The following is a 21,728-nucleotide window of genomic DNA, read 5'->3' as shown; positions in this document are numbered from 1 at the left end:
CCCCGTGTCCGACACGACCTACCGCATCCTCATGAACGGCGTCACCGGCCGGATGGGCTACCGCCAGCACCTGCTGCGCTCGGTGCTCGCCCTCCGCGACGACGGCGGCATCCCCCTCCCCGACGGCACCCGCCTCCAGGTGGAGCCGGTGCTGCTGGGCCGCAACGCCGACAAGCTCGCCCGGATGGCCGACCAGCACGGCATCGCCGACTGGTCGACCGACCTCGACACCGCCCTCGCCGAGGACCCGGCGCCGATCTACTTCGACGCCCAGGTCACCAGCGAGCGCAAGAAGGCGATCCTCAAGGCCGCGGCCGCCGGCAAGCACGTCTACACCGAGAAGCCGATCGCCGAGACCGTCGCCGAGGGCCAGGAGCTCGTCGACGCCGCCGAGAGGACCGGCATCATCAACGGCGTCGTCCACGACAAGCTCTACCTGCCGGGGCTGATGAAGCTCAAGCGGCTCGTGGACTCCGGCTTCTTCGGCCGGATCCTCTCGGTGCGCGGCGAGTTCGGCTACTGGGTCTTCGAGGGCGACGTCCTGCCCGCCCAGCGCCCGAGCTGGAACTACCGCGCCGAGGACGGCGGCGGCATGGTCCTGGACATGTTCTGCCACTGGAACTACGTCCTGGAGAACCTCTTCGGCGCCGTCGAGTCGGTCACCGCCAGGGCGGTCACGCACATCCCCGAGCGGTGGGACGAGAACGGCGAGCGGTACGACGCGACGGCCGACGACGCGGCGTACGCCATCTTCGAGCTGGCCGGCGGGATCATCGCGCAGGTCAACTCCTCCTGGGCGGTGCGCGTGGAGCGCAAGGAGCTCGTGGAGTTCCAGGTCGACGGCACCCACGGGTCCGCGGTGGCCGGGCTCTTCAACTGCCGCATCCAGCCGCGCGAGTCCACGCCGATGCCGGTGTGGAACCCCGACCTGCCGACCACCGAGGACTTCCGCGGCCAGTGGCGCGAGATCCCCGACAACCAGGAGTTCGGCAACGGCTTCCGCGCGCAGTGGGAGCAGTTCCTCCTCGACGTGCACCACGGGCGCCAGCACCCCTACGACTTCGCCGCCGGGGTCCGCGGACTCCAGCTCGTCGACGCCGGCCTGCGCTCCTCCGCCGAGGGCCGCCGGGTCGAGATGCCATGACCGCGGCCTCCACCACCCTGCGCCGCTCCACCGTCGCGCTCCCGGGACCCGACGGCAGGTGGCGCGAGGTGGAGCTCCGTGAGCCCCGTGCGTGGCAGCAGCGACCCGGCGGCCCCACCAGCCGGGTGGTCTTCGCCGCCGCGCACGTCGTCGCCGACCCGCTCGGGGAGAACGTCCCGGGCGCCCCGGCCGTCGTCGACTGGGACGCGACCCTGGCCTTCCGGGCCCACCTGTTCTCCTACGGGTTCGGCGTCGCCGAGGCGATGGACACCGCCCAGCGCAACATGGGCCTCGACTGGCCGGCCGTGCAGGAGCTCGTCCGGCGCAGCGCCGAGCAGGCCCGCGAGCACGGCGCCCGGATCGCGTCCGGGGCCGGCACCGACCACGTCACCGACGTGCGCTCCCTCGCCGACGTGCGCGAGGCCTACCTCGAGCAGGTGGCGTACGTCGAGTCGTGCGGGTCGCAGGTCATCGTGATGGCCTCCCGCCACCTCGCCGCCCTGGCCAGGACCCCCGACGACTACCTCTCGGTCTACGACGCGGTGCTCCGCCAGGTGCGCGAGCCCGTCGTGCTGCACTGGCTCGGCGAGGCGTTCGACCCGCAGCTGCGCGGCTACTGGGGCAGCACCGACGTCGACGCCGCCACCGCGACCTTCCTCGACCTGGTCCGCGCCCACGCGGACAAGGTGGACGGGGTCAAGGTGTCGCTGCTGTCCGCCGAGCACGAGGTGGGCCTGCGCGCCGCCCTGCCGGCCGGGGTGCGCCTCTACACCGGCGACGACTTCAACTACCCCGAGCTGATCCGCGGCGACGGCACGCACCACTCCGACGCCCTGCTCGGTGCCTTCGCGGCGATCGCGCCCGCGGCCTCGGCGGCGCTGGCGGCGCTCGACGAGGGCGACCTCGCGACGTACGACGCGGAGATGGCGCCGACGCTCCCGCTCTCGCGCCACGTCTTCGAGGCGCCCACCTACCACTACAAGACCGGGATCGCGTTCGTGTCGTGGCTCAGCGGCCACCAGCCCGGCTTCACGATGGTCGGCGGCCTGCAGTCGGCGCGCAGCGCGGTGCACCTCGGCCGGCTCTTCGAGCTCGCCAACGAGGCCCGGCTGCTGCCCGACCCCGAGCTGGCCGCGCACCGCCTCGGCGTGTGGCTCGAGGGCGCCGGGGTCACGCGATGACCACGACGAAGACCCTGACCGAGGTCGACGTGCCCAGCGGCGCCCCCGCCCGCACGCCCACCCCCGCGCCCGGCGACCCGCGCCTCGCGCGGCTGTCCCTCAACCAGAAGACCGTGGACGGGTGGTCGCTGCGCGAGGCCATCGACGGCTGCGTCGCCGCGGGCCTGCCCGCGATCGGCGCGTGGCGCGAGCCGGTCCAGGAGGTCGGCGTCACCACGGCAGCCCGCTGGCTGCGCGACGCCGGCCTGCGGGTCTCGTCGGTCTGCCGCGGCGGGTTCTTCACGGGCGCAGGCGACCTCTCCCGCGCCGAGCGCCACGACGACAACCGGCGCGCCCTCGACGAGGCCGCGGAGCTCGGCGCCCCCTGCCTGGTGCTCGTCCCCGGCGGGCTGCCCGCCGGCGACCGCGACCTCGTCGGCGCGCGAGCCCGGGCCGCAGCCGCGGTCGAGGCGCTCGTGCCGCACGCCCTCGACGTCGGCGTCCGGCTGGCGATCGAGCCGATGCACCCGATCTTCGCCGCCGACCGCGGCGTGGTCTCCACGCTCGCGCAGGCGCTCGACATGGCCGAGCCGCTCCCGGTCGAGGCCGTCGGCGTCGTCGTCGACACGTTCCACGTGTGGTGGGAGCCCGGCGTCGAGGAGCAGGTCGCCCGCGCGGGAGCGCGCATCGCGTCGTACCAGGTCTGCGAGTGGATCACCCCGCTCCCGCCGGACGCCCTGCTCTCGCGCGGGATGATGGGCGACGGCCACATCGACTTCGGCCACCTCACCGCCTGCGTCGCCGCCGCCGGCTACCGCGGCGACGTCGAGGTCGAGATCTTCAACGCCGACGTCTGGGCCGCCGAGGGCAGCGCCGTGGTGGCCACCCTCGCCCGCCGCTACGTCGAGCTCGTGGAGCCGCACCTCTGACCCTCTGCTCGCCGAGCGCACCGTCGCAACCACTCACACCAACTCGGAAGGACGTGAGCACATGCAGCACACACGGAGGGCGACCGCGCTCGCCCTGAGCATCGTCACCGGGGCGCTGGCCCTGGGATCGGCCGTGCCGGCGGGGGCCTTCCCCCCGGGGACGGTGGACGCCGGACCCGAGCAGGTCCACGTCGTGGCACCGGCCACCCTGCAGCACTGGGACCCGGTGACCGACGAGCTGTGGGCCTACGAGGGCAACGAGCTCGTGCTGACCCGCGCGGGCACCAACCCCGACGACGGTGTCCGGCGTCCGTTCGAGTACGCCGTCGTCACGAAGGGTCCCGAGCTCGCCGACGTCGACGTCCGGGCCGAGGTCCGGCTCGACGAGCCGGTGAGCGTCAACAACCGCGACGTCATCATCGTGTGGAACTACCAGGGGCCGAAGCGCTTCTACTACGCGCACTTCTCGCAGGACAACACCATCTATCCCCACAACGGGATCTTCGTGGTCGACAACGCCGACCGGCGCCGCATCGACGACCAGTGGAACGGCTCGGTGGGCGCTCCCCCCGCGGTGACAGACGCCGAGTGGCACGACGTACGCGTGCGGTACGACGCCGACAGCGGCGAGATCGCGGCGTACGTCGACGGGGCGAGCGAGCCCCTGATGACCGCGACGGACACCACCTTCTCCGGCGGGCGGGTCGGTTTCGGCTCGTTCGACAACTACGGCCGCGCGCGGCACTTCCGCGCGGTCGGCACGGTCTCGTGACCGTCTCCTGATCCCCGTCGGTCCCCTGACCCACGGTCGGGGGACCGACGAGGGCTGCCACGGCCCCGGCCAAGGAAACCGCGGCAGCAGTTGTCTCCAACCACCACAACAGTAGGGACAGCCCATGCGAACGACACGCTGGTGGGTCGCTGCCGCCACCACTTCACTGATGGCAGCGGCTCTCTCCCCCCTGGCCACCCCGGCCACCGCGCAGGACCCCTCCGGGCCCGGCGCACCCCCGATCCCGCCCGACCCGCTCCCCTCCACCCTCGGGCTCGTGCTCGAGGAGTACGCCCAGCTGCCGGCGTCGACGCCCAACGGTCCCTGGACCGACGTCCGCATCGGCACGCGGCACAACCGCATCAACCACGTCGGCGAGCTGCCCGACGGCTCGGACCGGCTCTACGTCCCGGACCTCAACGGCCGGCTCTACTTCCTCGAGGACCGCCAACCGTCGGTCTACCTCGACGTCAAGGCCCAGTTCCCGGAGTTCCTGGCCTGGCGCGGCCTGGGCTCGGGCTTCGGCTTCGTGACCTTCCACCCCGAGTTCGAGGACAACGGGAAGTTCTACACGACGCACACCGAGAACCCGACGGCTCCCGGCGAGCAGACCTACCCCGGCCAGCCGCTCCGCTCCAGCGGCGTGCAGAGCGTCGTCACCGAGTGGACCGCCGACGACCCGGCCGCCGACAGCTTCGAGGGCACCCGTCGTGAGCTGTTCCGCTACCGGTTCGCCTCGCAGATCCACGCCATCCAGCAGATCGACTTCAACCCGACCGCCGAGCCGGGTGACGACGACTACGGCCTGCTCTACCTCGCGGTCGGCGACGGTGGGTACGGCGTCGAGAGCGACATCCCCCAGCGGCTGTCCGACCCGTCCGGCAAGATCCTGCGCATCGACCCGGCAGGCACCGACTCCGGCAACGGCCAGTACGGCGTGCCCGAGACCAACCCGTACGTCGACGAGCCCGGCGCGCTCGGTGAGATCTGGGCGATCGGCATGCGCGACCCGCACCGGTTCAGCTGGGACGCGGAGGGCAAGCACGAGATGTTCCTCGGCCACATCGGCCAGCGGGCCATCGAGGCCGTCTACGAGGTCGACCGCGGCGACGACTTCGGCTGGCCGGACGTCGAGTCGCGCCTGGACTACCAGAACGACACCCAGTGCCGCCTCGACCCGATGACCGAGGAGCAGGCCGCGAAGGGCTACGACTTCCCGGTCGCGTCCTACGCGCACGAGACGCCGGCCAACTGGGGCTGCAACTCCGACTCGGGCCACGCCATCTCCGGGGGCCACGTGCACCGGGGCGACCTGCCCGGCCTCAAGGGCAAGTACGTCTTCGGCGACCTCGTCAAGGGAGAGGTCTACTACTCGACCGCCGCCCACATGCGCGACGACTCCGAGCGCGAGGCGACCGTCCACGAGATGCAGCTCTTCGACACCTCCGGCACCCGGATGCGGATGTCGGACTTCGTCGGCGACGGCCGCGTCGACCTCCGCTTCGGCACCGACGACGACCGCAACCTCTACCTGCTGGCCAAGGCCAACGGGATGATCTGGAAGGTCGTCGACACCACGCGGGCCCCGTGGCCCCAGGACGTCGAGCCGGCGCTCGCGGACAACGTCGTGGCGGCGTACGACTTCGAGCACCCCTTCGCCGCCAACGACTCCTACGAGGTGGACCAGGGGCCGAGCCGGACGCTGATCCGGCTGGTCAACGGCGGCGAGCAGATGCGGGTGGACGACGGCGCCCACCCGGGCTCCAACAACGCCCTCCAGCTGCACAGCTCCGCGGAGTCGCCGACCGGCACGCCGTGGAAGGCCGGGGTCTACGAGAACGACGCCGACGGCGTGGCCTCCCTGTCGCGGTTCGCCGGCGCCGAGGGCATCACCGTGATGGGCTGGTTCAAGATGGACGGCACCAACCCGACGGCGGGCTTCAACGCGATCGGTCTCGCCGGCGTGCTGTCCGGCAACTCCGACGGGCACGGCGTCCGCGCCCTGCTCGAGCTGATCAACGTCAACGGCGAGCTCAAGCTCGTCGCGCTCGGCCGGCGTCTCGACACCGGCTCGTCGCAGACCTTCGCGGCCACCGCCCCCTGGCAGGAGCTGCTGCCGGCCGGGGAGTGGGTGCACCTGGCCGCGACGTTCGACTACACCGCCGGCACGATGGCGCTCTACCGCAACGGCGAGGCCGTCGACGGCTTCTACACCAACCCTGGCGACCCCTGGCAGGTCGACGGGACCGGGACGTCGCCGACCAACCCGCGCGGCATCAAGATCGGCGGCTCCTTTCCGCAGGACGGGTCGCAGCGCAACCCGTGCAACTGCCGCATGGACGGGCTGATGTTCCTCGACGACGTGGCCTCCGCGTCCGAGGTCGCCCGGCAGTACCGCCGCCTGCTGCGGTGACCACCGTCCGCGCGTAGGGACGCGGACACCACCCGCTCCGGGGTGCAGGCACCACGCCTGCACCCCGGAGTGCCGTCCGGACGGCGTCGTCGGGAGGCGCAGGTCGCGACGGGGTCACCGAATTTGGTCATCCCGCTCCGCCGACCGAGGGGCCCGGTCCGCGGACGGATCATGCTGGGCGGACGTGGGCGGGAGACCGGTCCCGCACGCATCCCCCGCTGGAGGCTCGATGCCTTCGTCCGCGCACCACGCCCGACACGCGGTGGTCATCTGCTCGGTCCTGTGCGGGCTCTCGGCGGCGGCACCTGCGGGTGGGCAGCACCCGGAGCGCCGAGCGGCCGTGGCCGCGAAGTCCACCACGGGCACGCTCGTCGCCCTCCCGCCGATCGTCCAGCCCGGCCGCTCGACGGCCGCACCCCCGGGGACCAGCCAGTTGGTCGCGACCTTCCGGCCGGCCCGTGCCGGGAACCTCGTGGCCCTGCAGCGCGACACCCGGCGCGGGTGGCGCACGGTGGCGACCGGGGTCCAGGACCGGTCGGGCTCCGCCGCGTTCGACGTGCGCCCCGGGGTCTACCGGGCCCGCGTCGCCGCGACCCGGCGTACGACGTCCGCAAGGACCGGGCGGGTCAGCACACAGCCGTGGAGCACGACCTTCGAGGACACGTTCTCCGGCAGCACCCTCGACGGATCGGTCTGGAACGACCAGGTCCGCATGCACGAGAGCGTCTGGGCGCCCCGCACCTGCGGGCGGTCCGACGCGACCGCCCGCCGCGTGGCCGGCGGCGTGCTCCACCTCGGCATCGCGCCCGACCCGGCCCTCGCCGGAACGACCTGCTCCTACACCCACCCGACCGGCTCGGGCACGCACGACTACTTCCTCTACTCCCAGGTCGCCACCGAGCACACCCGCTTCTTCCGCCACGGGATCATCGCCGCCCGCATCAAGGTCCAGCGCGCCCGCGGGATGCACTCCGCCTTCTGGATGCTGCCCCGGGACCGGGAGTTCGTGCGGGGCGACCCCGCCGGCGGCACCGAGATCGACATCATGGAGTACTTCGGGGAGCGCCCCTCGGGACGCGACACCATCGGCACGTTCATCCACTGGTACGACCCGGAGTGGGAGCTGGCCCGGCTCGGTGCCGTGTTCCCGCGGGCGCGCCGGGTGCTCGACCGGGACGAGGAGTGGTGGGACGGGTTCCACGTCTTCTCCGTGGAGTGGACGCCCGAGGAGTACGTCTTCCGCGTCGACGGACGCGAGTACTACCGAGAGCGGGGCGCGGTCTCGCACGCCGACAGCTACCTCGTCCTCTCGATGCAGGCGGTCGACTACGAGCTGCGGCACCTGACCCGCGACGAGTACGACGACTCCGCCCAGGTCGACTGGGTCCGGGTGTACGACGCCACGTCGGCGGCCTCCCGTGACCGCTCGGCCTCGAACCGGTCACGATTGGGTGCGTCGGCGCGACGCTGATGGCACCGAGGGCGGGTGACCTATAGGTTGCGCTCATGACGACGATGGAGCAGGGGTCGGGTTCCGTCAGCGCCGGCCGGGGTGAGCCCTTGGTCGTGCTCGACGGCGTTCAGAAGTTCTTCGGCCAGATGCAGGCCCTCAAGGACATCGACCTCACGGTCACCCGCGGCGAGGTCGTCGTGGTGATCGGACCCTCGGGCTCCGGCAAGTCGACCCTGTGCCGCACCATCAACCGCCTCGAGACGATCGACAACGGCAGCATCACCCTCGACGGCCAGCCGCTCCCCCAGGAGGGCAAGGCCCTCGCGGCGCTGCGCGCCGAGGTCGGGATGGTCTTCCAGAGCTTCAACCTCTTCGCGCACAAGACGATCCTCCAGAACGTCACGCTCGGCCCGATCAAGGTCCGCGGCATGAAGAAGGACGAGGCGGAGAAGAAGGCCCGCGAGCTCCTCGACCGGGTCGGCGTCAGCCTCCAGGCCGACAAGTACCCCGCGCAGCTCTCCGGCGGCCAGCAGCAGCGCGTGGCGATCGCCCGCGCCCTGGCCATGCAGCCCAAGGTGATGCTCTTCGACGAGCCCACCTCGGCGCTGGACCCCGAGATGATCAAGGAGGTCCTCGACGTCATGGTCGACCTCGCCCGGGGCGGCATGACGATGGTCGTGGTCACCCACGAGATGGGCTTCGCCCGCACGGCGGCCGACCGGGTGGTCTTCATGGCCGACGGCGCGATCGTCGAGGAGAACACCCCCGAGGAGTTCTTCACCAACCCCCAGTCGGATCGCGCCAAGGACTTCCTCGGCAAGATCCTCAAGCACTGAGAAGTCCCACAACACACACGAGGGAGATGCAATGCGATTCATCCGTACCAAGGCAGTGGTGGCGGGCCTCGGCCTGGCGCTCAGCCTGGCCGCCTGCGGCGACGCCGGCGACGACACCGAGGGTGCCGAGGTCGAGGTCCAGGAGGACGCCGCCTCGGAGTTCGAGGACGGCACCCGCATGAAGGAGCTGGCGGACTCCGGCACCGTCAAGATCGGCGTCAAGTACGACCAGCCCGGCCTCGGCTTCAAGGACGCGGCCTCCGACATCCCCTCGGGCTTCGACGTCGAGATGGCCAAGGTGCTCGCCGCCGACCTCGGCATCGCCGAGGACGAGGTCGAGTGGATCGAGACCATCTCCGACAACCGCGAGCCCTTCCTCGAGGACGGCACCGTCGACCTCGTGCTGGCGTCGTACTCCATCACCGACGAGCGTCGCCAGGTCGTCGGCCAGGCCGGCCCCTACCTCGTCACCGGCCAGCAGCTGCTGGTCAAGGAGGACAGCGACGTCGAGTCCACCGACGACCTCAGCGGCCAGGAGGTCTGCTCGGTGACCGGCTCCACCTCGCTGGAGAACGTCAAGGCCGAGGGCATGAAGCCGGTCGGCTTCGACACCTACTCCGAGTGCGTGGAGAAGGTCCTCGACGGCACCGTCCAGGCCATGTCGACCGACGGCACCATCCTCGCCGGCTACGCCGCGCAGAACGAGGGCGAGCTCAAGGTCGTCGGCGAGGAGTTCTCCGAGGAGAACATCGGCGTCGGCTACTCCCAGGACTACCCCGAGATGTGCCAGTGGATCGTCGACACGATCACCGAGGCGTACGACGACGGCACCTACGAGGAGGCCTTCAACGCCACGCTCGGCCCCTCGGGCGTCGAGGTGCCCGAGCTCCCCGAGATGGACGCCTGCGAGTGACCTCGCCGGTCACCCGGCCCGCCGGGTGACCACAGGCTGACAAGCCCCGAGCCGGGGTCCGGGCCCACCCGGGCCCCGGCTCGATCCCCGCACCACCCCGACCAGCACCCCGACGTGGGAGGAGCCTCGTGAACGTCGTACTCGACAACTTCGACCTCGTGGCGAAGGCGTTCGGCTACACCATCGCCCTGTTCCTCGTCTCGGCGGTGCTCTCGCTCGTCCTCGGCACGATCCTCGTGGCGTTCCGGGTCGGGCCGATCAGCGTGCTCAGCAAGGCCGCCGCGGTCTACGTCACCGTCGTGCGCAACACGCCGCTGGTCATCATCTTCCTGTTCTTCCAGCTCGGCGCCGGCAAGGTCTTCGACGCGCTGCGCTTCAGCTGGGTCGACATCCACATCGGCCAGTTCGACTTCACCTCCTTCTTCACCGCCGGCGTCGTCTCGCTCACGCTCTACACCTCGTGCTTCGTCTGCGAGGCGCTGCGCTCGGGCGTCAACGCGGTGCCGCTCGGCCAGGCCGAGGCGGCCCGCGCGATCGGGCTGCCCTTCGCCGGGGTGATGCGCCAGGTGGTGCTCCCCCAGGCCGTCCGGGCCTCCGTGCCGCCGCTGGCCAGCACGTTCATCGCGCTGCTCAAGAACACGTCGGTGGCCGGCGTCTTCGGCGTCATCGAGGCGGCCGCCCAGATGAAGTCCTTCACCAACGACTACGCGTCGGAGCGCTGGGGGATCTTCCTGGCCTTCGCGATCGGCTACATCATCCTCGTGGAGATCGTCTCGCTGGTCGCCACCGTGCTCGAGCGACGCTGGAGGATTGCCTGACATGTCCACCGGAGTCCTCTTCGACGCACCCGGTCCGGCGACGATCGCCCGGCACCGGATCTACACGATCGTCTCCCTCGTCGCGGTCGTCGCGGCGATCGCCTTCGTCGTCTGGAAGCTCTACGACGCCGGCCAGTTCGAGTACGACAAGTGGGAGCCGTTCTTCACCCCGCGCTACATCGAGGCGATCCTCGTCGACGGCCTGCTCATCACGCTCCAGATGGCGTTCGTCGCCATCATCGGCGCCGTCGTCTTCGGGCTGGTCTTCGGTATCGGCAAGCTCTCGGACCACGCCGTGGTCCGATGGCCCTGCTGGCTGGTCGTGGAGTTCTTCCGCGCCGTGCCGGTCATCCTGCTGATCATCTTCTGCTTCTACGCCGTCTTCGCCGGCATGGAACCCCTGTCGCGCCGCACCTACTGGGCCGTCGTCATGGCGCTGACGCTCTACAACGGCGCGGTCCTCGCCGAGGTCTTCCGGGCCGGCATCAACGCCGTTCCCAAGGGCCAGTCCGAGGCGGCGTACGCCATCGGCATGCGCAAGACGCAGGTCATGACGCTGGTGCTGCTGCCCCAGGCCGTCAAGATCATGATCCCCGCGATCATCAGCCAGATGGTGGTGGCCCTCAAGGACACCGCGCTCGGCTACGTCGTCGCCGGCCTGGGCCTGACGCGGGTCGCGAAGTCGATCTACCCGCAGTTCCAGAACCACGTCCCGACGATCATCGTCATCGGCGCCATGTACGTCGTCGTCAACCTGCTGCTCACCTGGCTGGCCATGTGGGTGCAGCGCAAGTTCGTCGGCGAGAAGAAGGTGCTCGAGGTCGGGGCGGTCGGCGAGGGGACGGGCGGGGCACCGACCGCTCCCTGACCCGCCCGCACCTCATCCCCATCCGGATAGTTTGGGACGAAATCGGCGGCGGGACGGCCGGATCTCCTACGAGATCGTCCCCAACTACCCGGGGGTGGGGGCAGTGGGCTTGTCGGACAACCACAGCCGGATGGTGCCCTCGATGACGACCGTGCCGTCGCGTCGTACGCCGCGCACCCGCACCGGCAGGTCCGGGTCTCCGGAGGTCCACTGCGCGGGGTCCGTCTCGGCGATACAGGTGACGTCCGAGTCGGCCTTGGCGGTGTAGGCGACCTCCATCCCCTTCGGGATCCAGCGCTTGCCGGGCGGGATGGTCGCCTCCGCCAGCGCGCCCATCGCGGCCTCGAGGCCGTTGCACAGCGCGATCGCGTGCACCGTCCCGATGTGGTTGTGCACCCGGCGCCGCTTGCGGATCACGAGCTCGGCACGGTTGGGACCGACCTCGGTGAAGCGGGGGCGGATGGTGGCGAAGTACGGCGCCTTCTGCGCGAAGAGCACGGAGAACAGGCGCTGGCCCTGGGGCAGCTTGGTGGTGGTGTTCCACAGGTCGAGGACGCGAGTCATGCGCCTACCTTACCGATGGGTAACTTGAGTGGGTCGTCCGGCGACTGTCTTCACGTCAAGATTCTCGACGGATCTGGCAGGATGTGCCCATGCGCGACGAGGTGGACGAGCTGGTCGAGGCGTGGGCGCGCGAGCGCAGCGACCTCGACCTCGGCCCGGTCGAGGTGTTCAGCCGCATCAGCCGACTGGCGCGGCACCTCGACCTCGCCCGCCGCGACGCCTTCACCGCGCACGGCATCGAGTCGTGGGAGTTCGACGTCCTCGCCGCGCTGCGACGGGCCGGGGCGCCGTACGAGCTCTCCCCCGGACGCCTGCTGCGGGAGACCCTGGTGACCAGCGGCACGATGACCAACCGCGTGGACCGGCTCACCTCCCGGGGCCTCGTCGAGCGGCTGCCCGACCCGCGCGACCGGCGCGGCGTCCTGGTCCGCCTGACCGCCGAGGGCAAGGCGACCGTGGACGGCGCCTTCGGCGCCCTGCTCGAGGCCGAGGCGGTGCTGCTCGAGGGGCTGCCCACCGACGACCGGGCCACCCTGGCCACGCTGCTCCGCACGCTGCTGGCACCCTTCGGCCCCGGCGACGCGTAGACCCGCCGACCCACCCCGGCGCCCGGGGTAGTCCGTCTGCCTACTCGACGTGCTCGGAGGCCTCGAGCCACTCCAGCTCGAGCCCGTCCTTCTCCGCCTGCAGCTCGCCGAGCTGCTTCCCGACCCGGGCGAGCACCTCGTGGTCGGTGACGTGGGCGGCCATCTCGTCGTGGAGGGCGGCCTCCTGCTCGGCGATCCGCTCGAGCCGCTTGTCGATCCGGGCGAGGGTCTTGCGAGCCGCCCGCTCCTCCGCGCTGCCGGCGCGCGCCTTGGGGGGTACGCCGGGCGCCCCGGCCGCGGGGACGTCCGACGCCCCGGTGGTCCGGGCCGCCGCGGCGTCGGACGTCCGGGCGGCGGACGCGGTGGCCGCCTCGGCCGTACGCCGCGCGGCACGGCGCTCGAGGTACTCGTCGACGCCGCGGGGCAGCATCGAGATCTTGCCGTCGCCCAGCAGCGCCCACACCGAGTCGGTGACCCGCTCGAGGAAGTAGCGGTCGTGGGAGACGACCACCAGCGTGCCGGGCCAGCCGTCGAGGAAGTCCTCGAGGACGTTGAGGGTCTCGATGTCGAGGTCGTTGGTCGGCTCGTCGAGCAGCAGGACGTTGGGCTCGGTCAGCAGCAGCCGCAGCAGCTGGAAGCGGCGGCGCTCGCCGCCGGACAGGTCCCCCAGCCGGGCCGTGAGCCGGTCGCCGGTGAAGCCGAAGCGCTCGAGCAGCGAGGTGGCGGTGAGCTCCTGGCCGTCGGCGGTCCGGGTCACCCGGCGGATCGACTCGACGGTCGGCAGCACCCGCGCCGCGGGGTCGATCTCGTCGAGCGCCTGGGTGAGGTGCTGCATCGCCACCGTGCGGCCGTGCTTGACCTTGCCGACGCGCGGCGCCAGGTCGCCGGAGAGCAGGGAGAGCACCGAGGTCTTGCCGGCGCCGTTGACCCCGACGATGCCGACCCGGTCCCCCGGCCCGAGCCGCCACGTGGCGTGGTCGAGCAGCTGGCGGTCCCCGCGGAACAGGTCGACGTCCTCGACGTCGATGACGTCCTTGCCGAGGCGCTGGGCGGCGAAGCGCTGCAGCTCCATCCGGTCCCGCGGCGGCGGCACGTCCTCGATGAGCTGGTTGGCGGCGTCGATGCGGAACTTGGGCTTGGAGGTGCGAGCGGGCGCGCCGCGGCGCAGCCAGGCGAGCTCCTTGCGGACCAGGTTCTGCCGGCGGACCTCCGAGGCGGCGGCCTGCCGCTGCCGCTCGGCCTTGGCGAGCACGAAGGCGGCGTACCCGCCCTCGTAGCTGTCCACCACCCCGTCGTGGACCTCCCACGTCGTCTGGCACACCTCGTCGAGGAACCACCGGTCGTGGGTCACGACCACCAGCGCGCTCGACCGCCCGACGAGGTGCTCGGCGAGCCACGCCACCGCCTCGACGTCGAGGTGGTTGGTGGGCTCGTCGAGCACGATCAGGTCGTGCCTGCCCAGCAGCAGCGCGGCCAGGGCGCAGCGGCGGCGCTCGCCGCCGGAGAGCCCCAGGACCGCGCGGTCCAGGGAGATGCCGGCCAGGAGCTCCTCGACGATGCCGCGCATCGTGGCGTCGGCCGCCCACTCGTGGTCGGAGCGGCCGCCCAGCACCGCCTCGCGGACCGAGTGGGTGTCGACGAGCTCGTCGCCCTGGTGGAGGTAGCCGATCTCGGTGCCGCGGGTCATCGACACCCGGCCCGAGTCGGGCTGCTCCAGACCGGTCATCACCTCGAGCAGCGTGGTCTTGCCGTCGCCGTTGCGGCCGACGATGCCGATGCGCTCCCCCGCGGCGACACCGAGCGAGACGTCCGCGAGCAGCGGGCGGACGCCGTACGACTTGGAGACGCGCTCCAGGTTGACCAGGTTGGCCGGCGCTGTGGTCATCCGACCTCCACCACCTGGGCGCCGGGGACCGGACCGGCCGCCACCAGCACGACCTCCTGGCCGCCGCCGCGCAGCCCGGCCGCCACGGCGTGCGCGGCGGTCGGCGACTCGGCCAGGAAGACGCAGGTGGGGCCGGACCCGGAGACCAGGCCCCGGACGGCACCCTCGGTCTCGCCGCGGTCGAGCAGGTCGGCGAGGTCGGGGCGCAGGTCGAGGGCCGGCTCCTGGAGGTCGTTGTGCAGCACGGCGCCGAGGCGCTGCGGGTCGCCGGTCGCCAGCGCTTCCACCAGACGGTCGGCCGGAGCGGGCTGGGCGTCCGCGCCGGGGAACATCTCGTCGAAGCGCCGGTAGACGGCCGGCGTGGACAGTCCGCCCGCGGCGGACGGCACGACGACCCACCACCAGGGGCCGCTGTCGGCGACGGGCGTCACCACCTCGCCACGGCCGGTGCCGAGCGCCGTGCCACCGATCAGGGCGAACGGCACGTCGCTGCCGAGCTCGGCCGCCATGGCGAGCAGCTCGTCGTCGGGAGTCTGGGCGTCCCACAGCCGGTCGAGGGCGAGGAGGGCCGCGGCCGCGTCGGCCGAGCCGCCGGCCATGCCACCGGCGACCGGGATCTCCTTGTGCACCAGGAAGTCGGCGACCGCCGCCCGGTCCAGCCGGGTCGCCAGCAACGCCGTCGCCCGGGCGACGATGTTGTCCGCGCCGGCGGGGACGGCGTCGACGTCGACGTACGCCGCCCCGTGGGTGACCACGCGCAGCGCGTCGGCCTCGGTGGCGACGAGCTCGTCGTGCAGGCCGATCGCCTGGTAGACGGTCTCGAGCGGGTGGAACCCGTCGTCGCGCGCGGCACCGACACCCAGGTGGAGGTTGATCTTGGCGGAGGCGCGGACGTCGACGCTGGGCGGGCGCCGGTCCTTGGGCGTCACCATCCCCGGCCGTCCGCGCGCCGGCTCTCGTCCCACGGCATCCCCTCGGCGATCCGGGCGAAGTCCTCCACCCCGATCACCTCGCCGCGCGTGGTCGGGTCGATCCCCGCCCGCACGAGGGCTGCCTCCGCCGCCTCACCCGAGCCGGCCAGGGGACGCAGCGCGGCCCGCAGCTGCTTGCGGCGCTGGGCGAAGGCCGCGTCGACGACGGCGAAGACCTGCTCGCGGGAGGCCGTGGTCGCCGGCGGCTCGCGCCGCGTCCAGGCCACCAGGCCCGAGTCGACGTTGGGGGCCGGCCAGAAGACGTTGCGCCCGATGGAGCCGACCCGGCGTACGTCGGCGAACCAGGCCGCCTTGACGCTCGGCACGCCGTAGGTCTTGGACCCGGGCGGTGCGGCCAGGCGGTCGGCGACCTCGGCCTGCACCATCACCAGTCCCCGCTCGAGCGAGGGCAGCAGCGTCAGCATGTGGATCAGGACGGGCACCGAGACGTTGTAGGGCAGGTTGGCCACCAGGGCGGTGGGCGGGGGGCCCGGGACGGACTCGACCCGCATCGCGTCGGCGAGCACGACCTCGAACCGGTCGGCCTGCGCCGGGGCGTGGGCGGCGACCGTCTCCGGGAGCAGGCCCGCCAGCGCCTCGTCGACCTCGATCGCCACGACCCGGCCCGCGACCTCGAGGAGGGCGAGCGTCAGGGACCCCAGTCCGGGACCGATCTCGACCACCACGTCGTCCGGCCCCACGTGCGCCTCGCGGACGATCCGGCGCACGGTGTTGGGGTCGATGACGAAGTTCTGGCCGCGCTGCTTGGTGGGTCGCAGGTCGAGGCGCGCGGCCAGCTGACGCACCTCCGCCGGCCCGAGCAGGCTCGGACCGGCGGAGGGTGTCGTCATGCGTCTCAGGCTAGTGCCCGAGGAGCGGCGTCACTGGGGCAGGCCCAGCTTGGCCGAGCACGCCGGCCACGAGCCGTAGCCGCCGGTCGCGTCGCGGAGCCTGGTCGCCACGGCGATCTGCGTCTCGCGCGAGGCGTCGCTCGGCAGGCCCGTGCCGCCGTACGCCTGCCAGGTGCCCAGGTTGAACTGCAGGCCGCCGTAGTAGCCGTTGCCGGTGTTGATGGCCCAGTTGCCGCCGGACTCGCACTGCGCGAGGGAGTCCCACACGGTCCCGCCGGAGGCGAAGTTGGGCTCGGCGGGGGCCTCCTTGGTGCCGACCTTGACGATCGCGTCCACGGGGGCGCGGCGCACGTCGGCCGAGACGACCTTGCGGGCCACGAGCTCACCGTTGCGGAAGCGGAGCTCGTAGGTCACGTCGCGCAGGCCGGCGCGGCCGGAGCGGACGGTCTCCTCCTCGCCCTCGAGCATCGAGCCGTCCTCGCGGGTGACGGTGTCGAAGCGAATCGACTCGCCCTTGACCTTGCGGGTCACGACGCGGATGTCGGTCACCACGACCTTGTCCCCGTCGGAGATCTCCTTGTCGACGGCGGGCGTCACCTGGTCGCGCTTGCCGAGCTTCACGCCCATCTCGTCGAGGACGTCCTCGACGGTGAGCGCGGTCAGCTGCTTGCGCTTGAGCTTGCCGTCGCCGACCTTGACCTGGACCTTCTTGGGCGTCACGACCTCGAGGGTCATGCCGCTGCGGCCGAGCGGCGTGCTGCGGCTGGTCGACAGGTCGGCGCCCTCGAAGCGCCGGCCGATCTCGCCGAGCGCGGAGGCGACGGTGGTGGAGTTGACCCAGTAGGTCTTCTCCTCGCCGTCCACCTCGAGCGACAGGGTGCGGCCGAACTGTACCGAGATGCGGGAGCCGTCCTCGATCGGCTCGTCGAGCGCCGGGGCCACGAGGTCCTTGTCGGTCACCTCGATGCCCTGGGCGGAGAGGACGTCGCCGACGGTGCCGCCCATCGCGCTGACGGTCTGGGACTGTCCGTCGAGGGACAGGGTCACCGACTTGTTGAGGGCGGCATAGCCGACGGTGGTGCCACCGACGGCGGCGACGATGACGGCCACGAGGGACACGAAGAGGGTCTTGCTGTGCAGGAGGGGGGACTTGCCGAGCTGGGCGATGCGTGAACGCACGATGCTCCGAACGTCGTACTTCCCGGGCCTCGGGCGACAGCGCGACCCCGTGCGCAGCCGTGGTCATCTCGGGAACGATCACGAGTGCGAGGTGGGGGGACTCGCGGAGGGCGGGGGACCCTCCGGGCGCTGGCGGAACATCCCGATCCCGGCCAACAGTCACAGGACGATAACGGTGTCGGGACCCCTGTCAAACTCTTCGGGAGCCTTTTTACCCGCGACGTGACGGGCATCTCGGAGGCATCCCGGGGCCTCCGAGAGGGCTCCTGAGCGTGGAAATCGCCTCATCCGTCACACGCGTCACGGATCACCACGGTCCGCCGAAAGCCCGCTCGGTGTTGGTGTCGATGGCGTGGCAGAGACCCTCGAGGTCGTCGCCGCGGACCTCCGCCATCGCCCGGACCGTGAGCGGCACGAGGTACGACGCGTTGGGGCGGCCGCGGTACGGCGAGGGGGTCAGGTAGGGCGCGTCCGTCTCGACGAGCACCCGGTCCAGCGGGGTCACGGCCAGGGCGTCGCGCAGCGGCCCGGCGTTCTTGAAGGTGACGGTCCCGGCGAAGCTCAGGTGGGCGCCGCGGTCGAGGCAGCGCCGGGCGAAGGCCTCGTCCCCGGAGAAGCAGTGCATCACCCAGCGCTCCGGGGCGCCCTCCTCGTCGATCACCCGCAGCACGTCGTCGTGGGCGTCGCGGTCGTGGATGACCAGGGTCTTGTCCAGCCGCTTGGCCAGGTCGATGTGCCGCCGGAAGCTCTCCTCCTGGGCCGCGCGGCCCTCCTCCCCGGTGCGGAAGTGGTCGAGCCCGGTCTCCCCCACGGCACGGACCCCCGCGTGGGCGGAGGCCAGGCCCTCGATCGCCAGCATCGCCGCCTCGAGGTCGTCGACGCGGGGCGCCTCGTTGGGGTGCAGCGCGACCCCCGCGACCAGCTCGTCGTACCGCGCGGCCGCCTCGACGGCCCAGCGGGCGCCCGGCAGGTCGCACCCGATCTGCACGATCCGGGTGACGTTGACGTCCCGGGCCCGGGCGATCGCCTCGGACGTGCCGACCCACTCGCCGTCGGCGATGTCGAGGTGGCAGTGGTTGTCCACCACGGGAAGCGGCAGCGGCTCGGGAGCGGGCGGGCGTTCCCGGTCGCGGCGCGCCCCCGAGCGCTCCTCCGTCGCGGCCCGGCTGCGGGTGGGCCGGTCGGTCGGCTGCTGGGACGGGTCGGACGACTGGTCGGGCATGGTCCCCGAGGCTAGCGAGCCCTCAGGACAGGTGGACCGCCGCGTAGACCTCGCGCTTGGGGAGGCCGGCGCGTCGGGCGACATCGGCGATCGCCTCCTTGCGGGTCGCGCCCGCGGCCTCCTCGTCGGCCACGGCGGCGCGCAGCGCGTCAGGGTCGCTGCCGACCTCGGCGGCCGGCGCCGCCCCCTGGACCACGATGGTGACCTCACCGCGCACGCCGTCGCCGGCCCACCCGACCAGCTCCGCCAGCGGACCCCGGCGGACCTCCTCGTGGGTCTTGGTCAGCTCGCGGCACACGGCCGCGGGACGGTCGCCACCCAGGGCCTCGGCCATCGCGACCAGCGCGGCCTCGGTGCGGTGCGGTGCCTCGAAGAAGACCATGGTGCGCTCCTCGCGGGCCAGGGCGGCGAGCCGGCGCGACCGCTCCCCGGCCTTGCGCGGCAGGAAGCCCTCGAAGCAGAACCGGTCGACCGGCAGCCCGCTGACGGCCAGCGCGGTGAGCACGGCGCTGGGACCGGGGACGGCGGTGACCCGGACGTCGTGCTCGACCGCGGCGGCGACGAGGCGGTAGCCGGGGTCGCTCACGCTCGGCATGCCGGCGTCGGTGACGAGCACGACCCGCTCCCCCGCGAGCAGGGCCTCGAGCAGCAACGGCGTCCGTGCTGACTCGTTGCCCTCGAAGTAGGACACGACCCGGCCGCCGAGGGTGATGCCGAGGTCGCTGGTCAGCCGCTTGAGCCGGCGGGTGTCCTCCGCGGCCACGACGTCGGCGCCGGTGAGCTCCTCGGCGAGCCGTGGCGGCGCGTCGCCGTACTGCCCGATCGGGGTCGCCGCCAGCACGAGAACCCCGGTAGCCGTCATGGCTGGAGGGTATCGCCGGGCGTGCGAACTAGAGTGCCCGCGTGACCGCGCCGCCCACCGTCAGCCTGTCGCGGACGGCCGCGGGCAGCGAGGTGCCTCCCGCAACGGAGCGCGCCCGGCCGCGCTGGCGCGGCGACGACCCGGTCATCGGCTGGACCGGCGCGGTGCTGGTCGCCGGCCTGGCGTTCTTCCTGCGCTGGTGGCGCCTGGGCACGCCGCACCAGTTCTCCTTCGACGAGACCTACTACGCCAAGGACGCCTGGTCGATGCTGGGCAACGGCTACGTCCGCGAGTACGTCGAGGACGCCGACACGTCGATCCTCGACGGACAGCTCGGCGGGCTGTGGGAGCAGGGGCCGTCGATGGTCGTGCACCCCGAGGTCGGCAAGTGGCTGATCGCGCTCGGCGAGAAGGCCTTCGGGATGGACCCGTTCGGCTGGCGGATCGCGGCCGCGGTCGTGGGCGCCCTGATGGTCCTGGTGATGTGCCGCTTCGCGCGACGCGTCACCGGCTCGACGGCCCTCGGCCTGGCGGGCGGGCTCCTGCTCTCGCTGGACGGGCTGCACCTCGTGCTGTCCCGGCTGGCGCTGCTCGACATCTTCCTCGCCTTCTTCATCCTCTGCGGCGCCCACTGTGTCGTGGCGGACCGACAGTGGTTCCGGGAGCGGCTGGCCCGGGGCGACACGCGTCGGCTGTTCCGGCCGTGGCTGCTGCTGGGCGGCGTCGCCTTCGGCCTGGCGGTGGGCACGAAGTGGACCGCGCTCTTCCCCCTCGCCGCCTTCGGCCTGCTCGCCTTCGCCTGGAGCTGGGGCGCCCGGCGGTCCTTCGGCCAGCGCCGGGCGCTGGTGCGCGCGGTGCTGCTGGACGGGGTGCCGGCCTTCGCCCACCTGGTGCTCGTCGCCCTCGTGGTCTACGTCGCGACCTGGACCGGCTGGCTGGTGCACGCGGCGGAGTACGAGGAGGCGCTCAGCAACACCCAGTACACGACGTACGACGGGGGGACCCAGTGGCCCACCGCCACGGAGCGGGACGCGGAGGGCCTGGGCGAGGTCGTCCAGTCGGTGCGCTCGCTCTGGTACTACCACCAGGACGTCTACACCTTCCACGCCCACTTCCTCAACGACAGCGAGCACGTCTACGCCTCCAAGCCGGCCGGCTGGCTGCTCATGAGCCGCCCCGTGGGCGTGGACGCCCAGCTCGACATCCAGCCGGGGTCGCAGGGTTGCGACGCCCCGGAGGGGTCCACGTGCCTGCGCCAGGTGCTGCTCCTCGGCAACCCCCTGGTCTGGTGGGGCGGTGCCCTCGCCCTCGTGCTCGCCGTGGTGCGGTGGGTGGGCGCCCGCGACTGGCGCTTCGGCGTCGCCGTGGTGGGGACCGGCTCGACCTGGCTGCCGTGGCTGCTCTACGACGACCGGCCGATCTTCATCTTCTACGCGATCGCCTGCCTGCCGTTCGTGGTGCTGGCGCTGACGCTGGCGCTGGGCGCGATCGTCGGTCCCTCCGACGAGCCGAGCCCGCGACGGACGACCGGGGTGGTGGTCGCCGGGTCGTACGTCGTGCTGGTGCTGCTCGCCTTCGCGTGGTTCTGGCCGATCTGGACCGACCAGCTCATCACGCACTCGGAGTGGCTGGACCGGGTCTGGTTCACCCGCTGGATCTGAGGTCGCAGCGGGCTCTGGACGGCCCACCGCGCCAGGCGTAGCGTCCGGAGCAGCCCCGGGCGCGCGTCCCAGGCCGCTCGCGGGAGTCGACGACCACCCGAGGGGAGCGTGCGCCATGACCAGCATGATGGAGATGCCTCGCGTGAGCGAGTGCACGATCGAGGGCTGTTCCTACAACCACGACGGCTGCCACGCCGGGGCCATCACGATCGCGGGCGAGGTCGGCGACGCGTCGTGCGCCACCTTCATCCCGCTGGACACCAAGGGCGGCCTCGACGTGATGGCGTCGGTGGGCGCCTGCCAGCGCGCCGAGTGCAGGCACAACAGCGCCCTGGAGTGCACGGCGACGGCGGTGAAGGTGGGGTTCCACGGCACCGACCACGCCGACTGCCTGACCTACGAGCCGGCCTGAGCGACCGGCCTGCACGCCGCGTCTGCCGCGAGCGCCGTACGGGTCAGGGACGAGGCGAAATCACGAACGGCCCGCCGGTCGGCGGGCCGTTGGTGCTGGGTGGAGGTGAGGGGACTCGAACCCCTGGCCTTCTCGATGCGAACGAGACGCGCTACCAGCTGCGCCACACCCCCAGAACGGGAGAAAAGATAGCACCGGCGACGGAGGCGGACCCAATCAGGCCCGGCG

The 21,728-nt window shown here is 72.2% G+C and carries 20 protein-coding genes and 1 tRNA gene; 13 read left to right on the top strand and 8 right to left on the bottom strand.

Annotated elements, in window-relative coordinates:
- The first annotated feature begins 4 nt into the window (after positions 1-4).
- The 10 genes from DAI17_RS00685 (at position 5) to DAI17_RS00640 (ending at position 11,306) form a co-directional block, all read left to right on the top strand.
- Positions 5-1,144 carry a Gfo/Idh/MocA family protein gene (locus DAI17_RS00685; protein WP_199904870.1) on the top strand — a complete coding sequence of 380 codons (1,140 nt, stop codon included), beginning with the start codon at positions 5-7 and terminating at the stop codon, positions 1,142-1,144.
- Positions 1,141-2,325, top strand: a complete 1,185-nt coding sequence (locus DAI17_RS00680; protein ID WP_107770983.1) for a dihydrodipicolinate synthase family protein — start codon at positions 1,141-1,143, stop codon at positions 2,323-2,325. The genes DAI17_RS00685 and DAI17_RS00680 overlap by 4 nt, the downstream gene beginning before the upstream one ends.
- On the top strand, positions 2,322-3,233 hold the full coding sequence (locus tag DAI17_RS00675; RefSeq protein WP_107770982.1) for a sugar phosphate isomerase/epimerase family protein: 912 nt from the start codon (positions 2,322-2,324) through the stop codon (positions 3,231-3,233). The genes DAI17_RS00680 and DAI17_RS00675 overlap by 4 nt, the downstream gene beginning before the upstream one ends.
- 61 nt (positions 3,234-3,294) lie before the next feature.
- Positions 3,295-4,005, top strand: coding sequence for a hypothetical protein (locus DAI17_RS00670; protein WP_107770981.1), 711 nt, complete (start codon positions 3,295-3,297; stop codon positions 4,003-4,005).
- A 124-nt stretch (positions 4,006-4,129) separates the two neighbouring features.
- A complete protein-coding gene (locus tag DAI17_RS00665; protein ID WP_107770980.1) occupies positions 4,130-6,418 on the top strand; it encodes a PQQ-dependent sugar dehydrogenase in 2,289 nt (762 codons plus the stop codon).
- Positions 6,419-6,647: 229 nt separating this feature from the next.
- Positions 6,648-7,889: a glycoside hydrolase family 16 protein gene (locus tag DAI17_RS00660; protein ID WP_107770979.1), complete on the top strand. Its 1,242-nt coding sequence runs from the start codon at positions 6,648-6,650 to the stop codon at positions 7,887-7,889.
- Positions 7,890-7,933: 44 nt separating this feature from the next.
- The gene (locus tag DAI17_RS00655; RefSeq protein WP_107770978.1) at positions 7,934-8,707 is read left to right on the top strand and encodes an amino acid ABC transporter ATP-binding protein; all 774 of its coding nucleotides are present in this window, start codon (positions 7,934-7,936) and stop codon (positions 8,705-8,707) included.
- A gap of 31 nt (positions 8,708-8,738) precedes the next feature.
- Positions 8,739-9,620, top strand: coding sequence for a glutamate ABC transporter substrate-binding protein (locus tag DAI17_RS00650; protein ID WP_107770977.1), 882 nt, complete (start codon positions 8,739-8,741; stop codon positions 9,618-9,620).
- A 128-nt stretch (positions 9,621-9,748) separates the two neighbouring features.
- Positions 9,749-10,438: an amino acid ABC transporter permease gene (locus DAI17_RS00645; protein WP_107770976.1), complete on the top strand. Its 690-nt coding sequence runs from the start codon at positions 9,749-9,751 to the stop codon at positions 10,436-10,438.
- Between the two features lies 1 nt (position 10,439).
- Positions 10,440-11,306 (top strand): amino acid ABC transporter permease, encoded by an 867-nt coding sequence (locus DAI17_RS00640; RefSeq protein ID WP_107770975.1) that lies wholly within the window; start codon positions 10,440-10,442, stop codon positions 11,304-11,306.
- 84 nt (positions 11,307-11,390) lie between these two features.
- Here the strand turns inward: DAI17_RS00640 and DAI17_RS00635 are convergent, their stop codons facing one another.
- A complete protein-coding gene (locus DAI17_RS00635) occupies positions 11,391-11,870 on the bottom strand; it encodes a hotdog fold domain-containing protein (protein WP_107770974.1) in 480 nt (159 codons plus the stop codon).
- Positions 11,871-11,959: 89 nt separating this feature from the next.
- Between DAI17_RS00635 and DAI17_RS00630 the strand changes: the two genes are divergently transcribed.
- Positions 11,960-12,457 carry a MarR family winged helix-turn-helix transcriptional regulator gene (locus tag DAI17_RS00630; protein WP_107770973.1) on the top strand — a complete coding sequence of 166 codons (498 nt, stop codon included), beginning with the start codon at positions 11,960-11,962 and terminating at the stop codon, positions 12,455-12,457.
- Between the two features lie 40 nt (positions 12,458-12,497).
- On the opposite strand, the gene DAI17_RS00625 is transcribed toward DAI17_RS00630, so the two are convergent.
- From DAI17_RS00625 to rsmI, 6 genes are all read right to left on the bottom strand, one after another.
- The gene (locus DAI17_RS00625; RefSeq protein ID WP_107770972.1) at positions 12,498-14,342 is read right to left on the bottom strand and encodes an ABC-F family ATP-binding cassette domain-containing protein; all 1,845 of its coding nucleotides are present in this window, start codon (positions 14,340-14,342) and stop codon (positions 12,498-12,500) included.
- Positions 14,339-15,307 carry a 4-(cytidine 5'-diphospho)-2-C-methyl-D-erythritol kinase gene (locus tag DAI17_RS00620; protein WP_234412059.1) on the bottom strand — a complete coding sequence of 323 codons (969 nt, stop codon included), beginning with the start codon at positions 15,305-15,307 and terminating at the stop codon, positions 14,339-14,341. Before DAI17_RS00620 ends, DAI17_RS00625 begins: the two co-directional genes overlap by 4 nt.
- A complete protein-coding gene (gene rsmA / locus DAI17_RS00615) occupies positions 15,268-16,164 on the bottom strand; it encodes a 16S rRNA (adenine(1518)-N(6)/adenine(1519)-N(6))-dimethyltransferase RsmA (RefSeq protein WP_107770971.1) in 897 nt (298 codons plus the stop codon). Before rsmA ends, DAI17_RS00620 begins: the two co-directional genes overlap by 40 nt.
- 30 nt (positions 16,165-16,194) lie before the next feature.
- Complete coding sequence (locus tag DAI17_RS21700) at positions 16,195-17,343, bottom strand: ubiquitin-like domain-containing protein (protein ID WP_325049839.1); 1,149 nt, start codon at positions 17,341-17,343, stop codon at positions 16,195-16,197.
- A gap of 307 nt (positions 17,344-17,650) precedes the next feature.
- Entirely contained in the window at positions 17,651-18,565 is a 915-nt protein-coding gene (locus DAI17_RS00605) for a TatD family hydrolase (protein WP_107770969.1), read from the bottom strand.
- Positions 18,566-18,587: 22 nt separating this feature from the next.
- The gene (gene rsmI / locus DAI17_RS00600; RefSeq protein WP_107770968.1) at positions 18,588-19,427 is read right to left on the bottom strand and encodes a 16S rRNA (cytidine(1402)-2'-O)-methyltransferase; all 840 of its coding nucleotides are present in this window, start codon (positions 19,425-19,427) and stop codon (positions 18,588-18,590) included.
- Between the two features lie 41 nt (positions 19,428-19,468).
- On the opposite strand from rsmI, the gene DAI17_RS00595 reads away from it, so the two are divergent.
- Together DAI17_RS00595 and DAI17_RS00590 are read left to right on the top strand one after the other, a co-directional pair.
- A complete protein-coding gene (locus tag DAI17_RS00595; RefSeq protein ID WP_199904868.1) occupies positions 19,469-21,088 on the top strand; it encodes a dolichyl-phosphate-mannose--protein mannosyltransferase in 1,620 nt (539 codons plus the stop codon).
- Between the two features lie 115 nt (positions 21,089-21,203).
- A complete protein-coding gene (locus DAI17_RS00590; protein WP_107770967.1) occupies positions 21,204-21,500 on the top strand; it encodes a DUF1540 domain-containing protein in 297 nt (98 codons plus the stop codon).
- Positions 21,501-21,600: 100 nt separating this feature from the next.
- Here the strand turns inward: DAI17_RS00590 and DAI17_RS00585 are convergent.
- Positions 21,601-21,673 (bottom strand) — tRNA-Ala (locus tag DAI17_RS00585).
- Positions 21,674-21,728 lie beyond the last annotated feature (55 nt).

It is taken from the genome of Nocardioides sediminis (genome assembly GCF_003047295.1).
In the GTDB taxonomy this organism is placed as follows: domain Bacteria; phylum Actinomycetota; class Actinomycetes; order Propionibacteriales; family Nocardioidaceae; genus Nocardioides; species Nocardioides sediminis.
The sequence above is the reverse complement of the archived record's forward strand: the minus strand, read 5'-3'. Positions and strand labels throughout refer to the sequence as shown.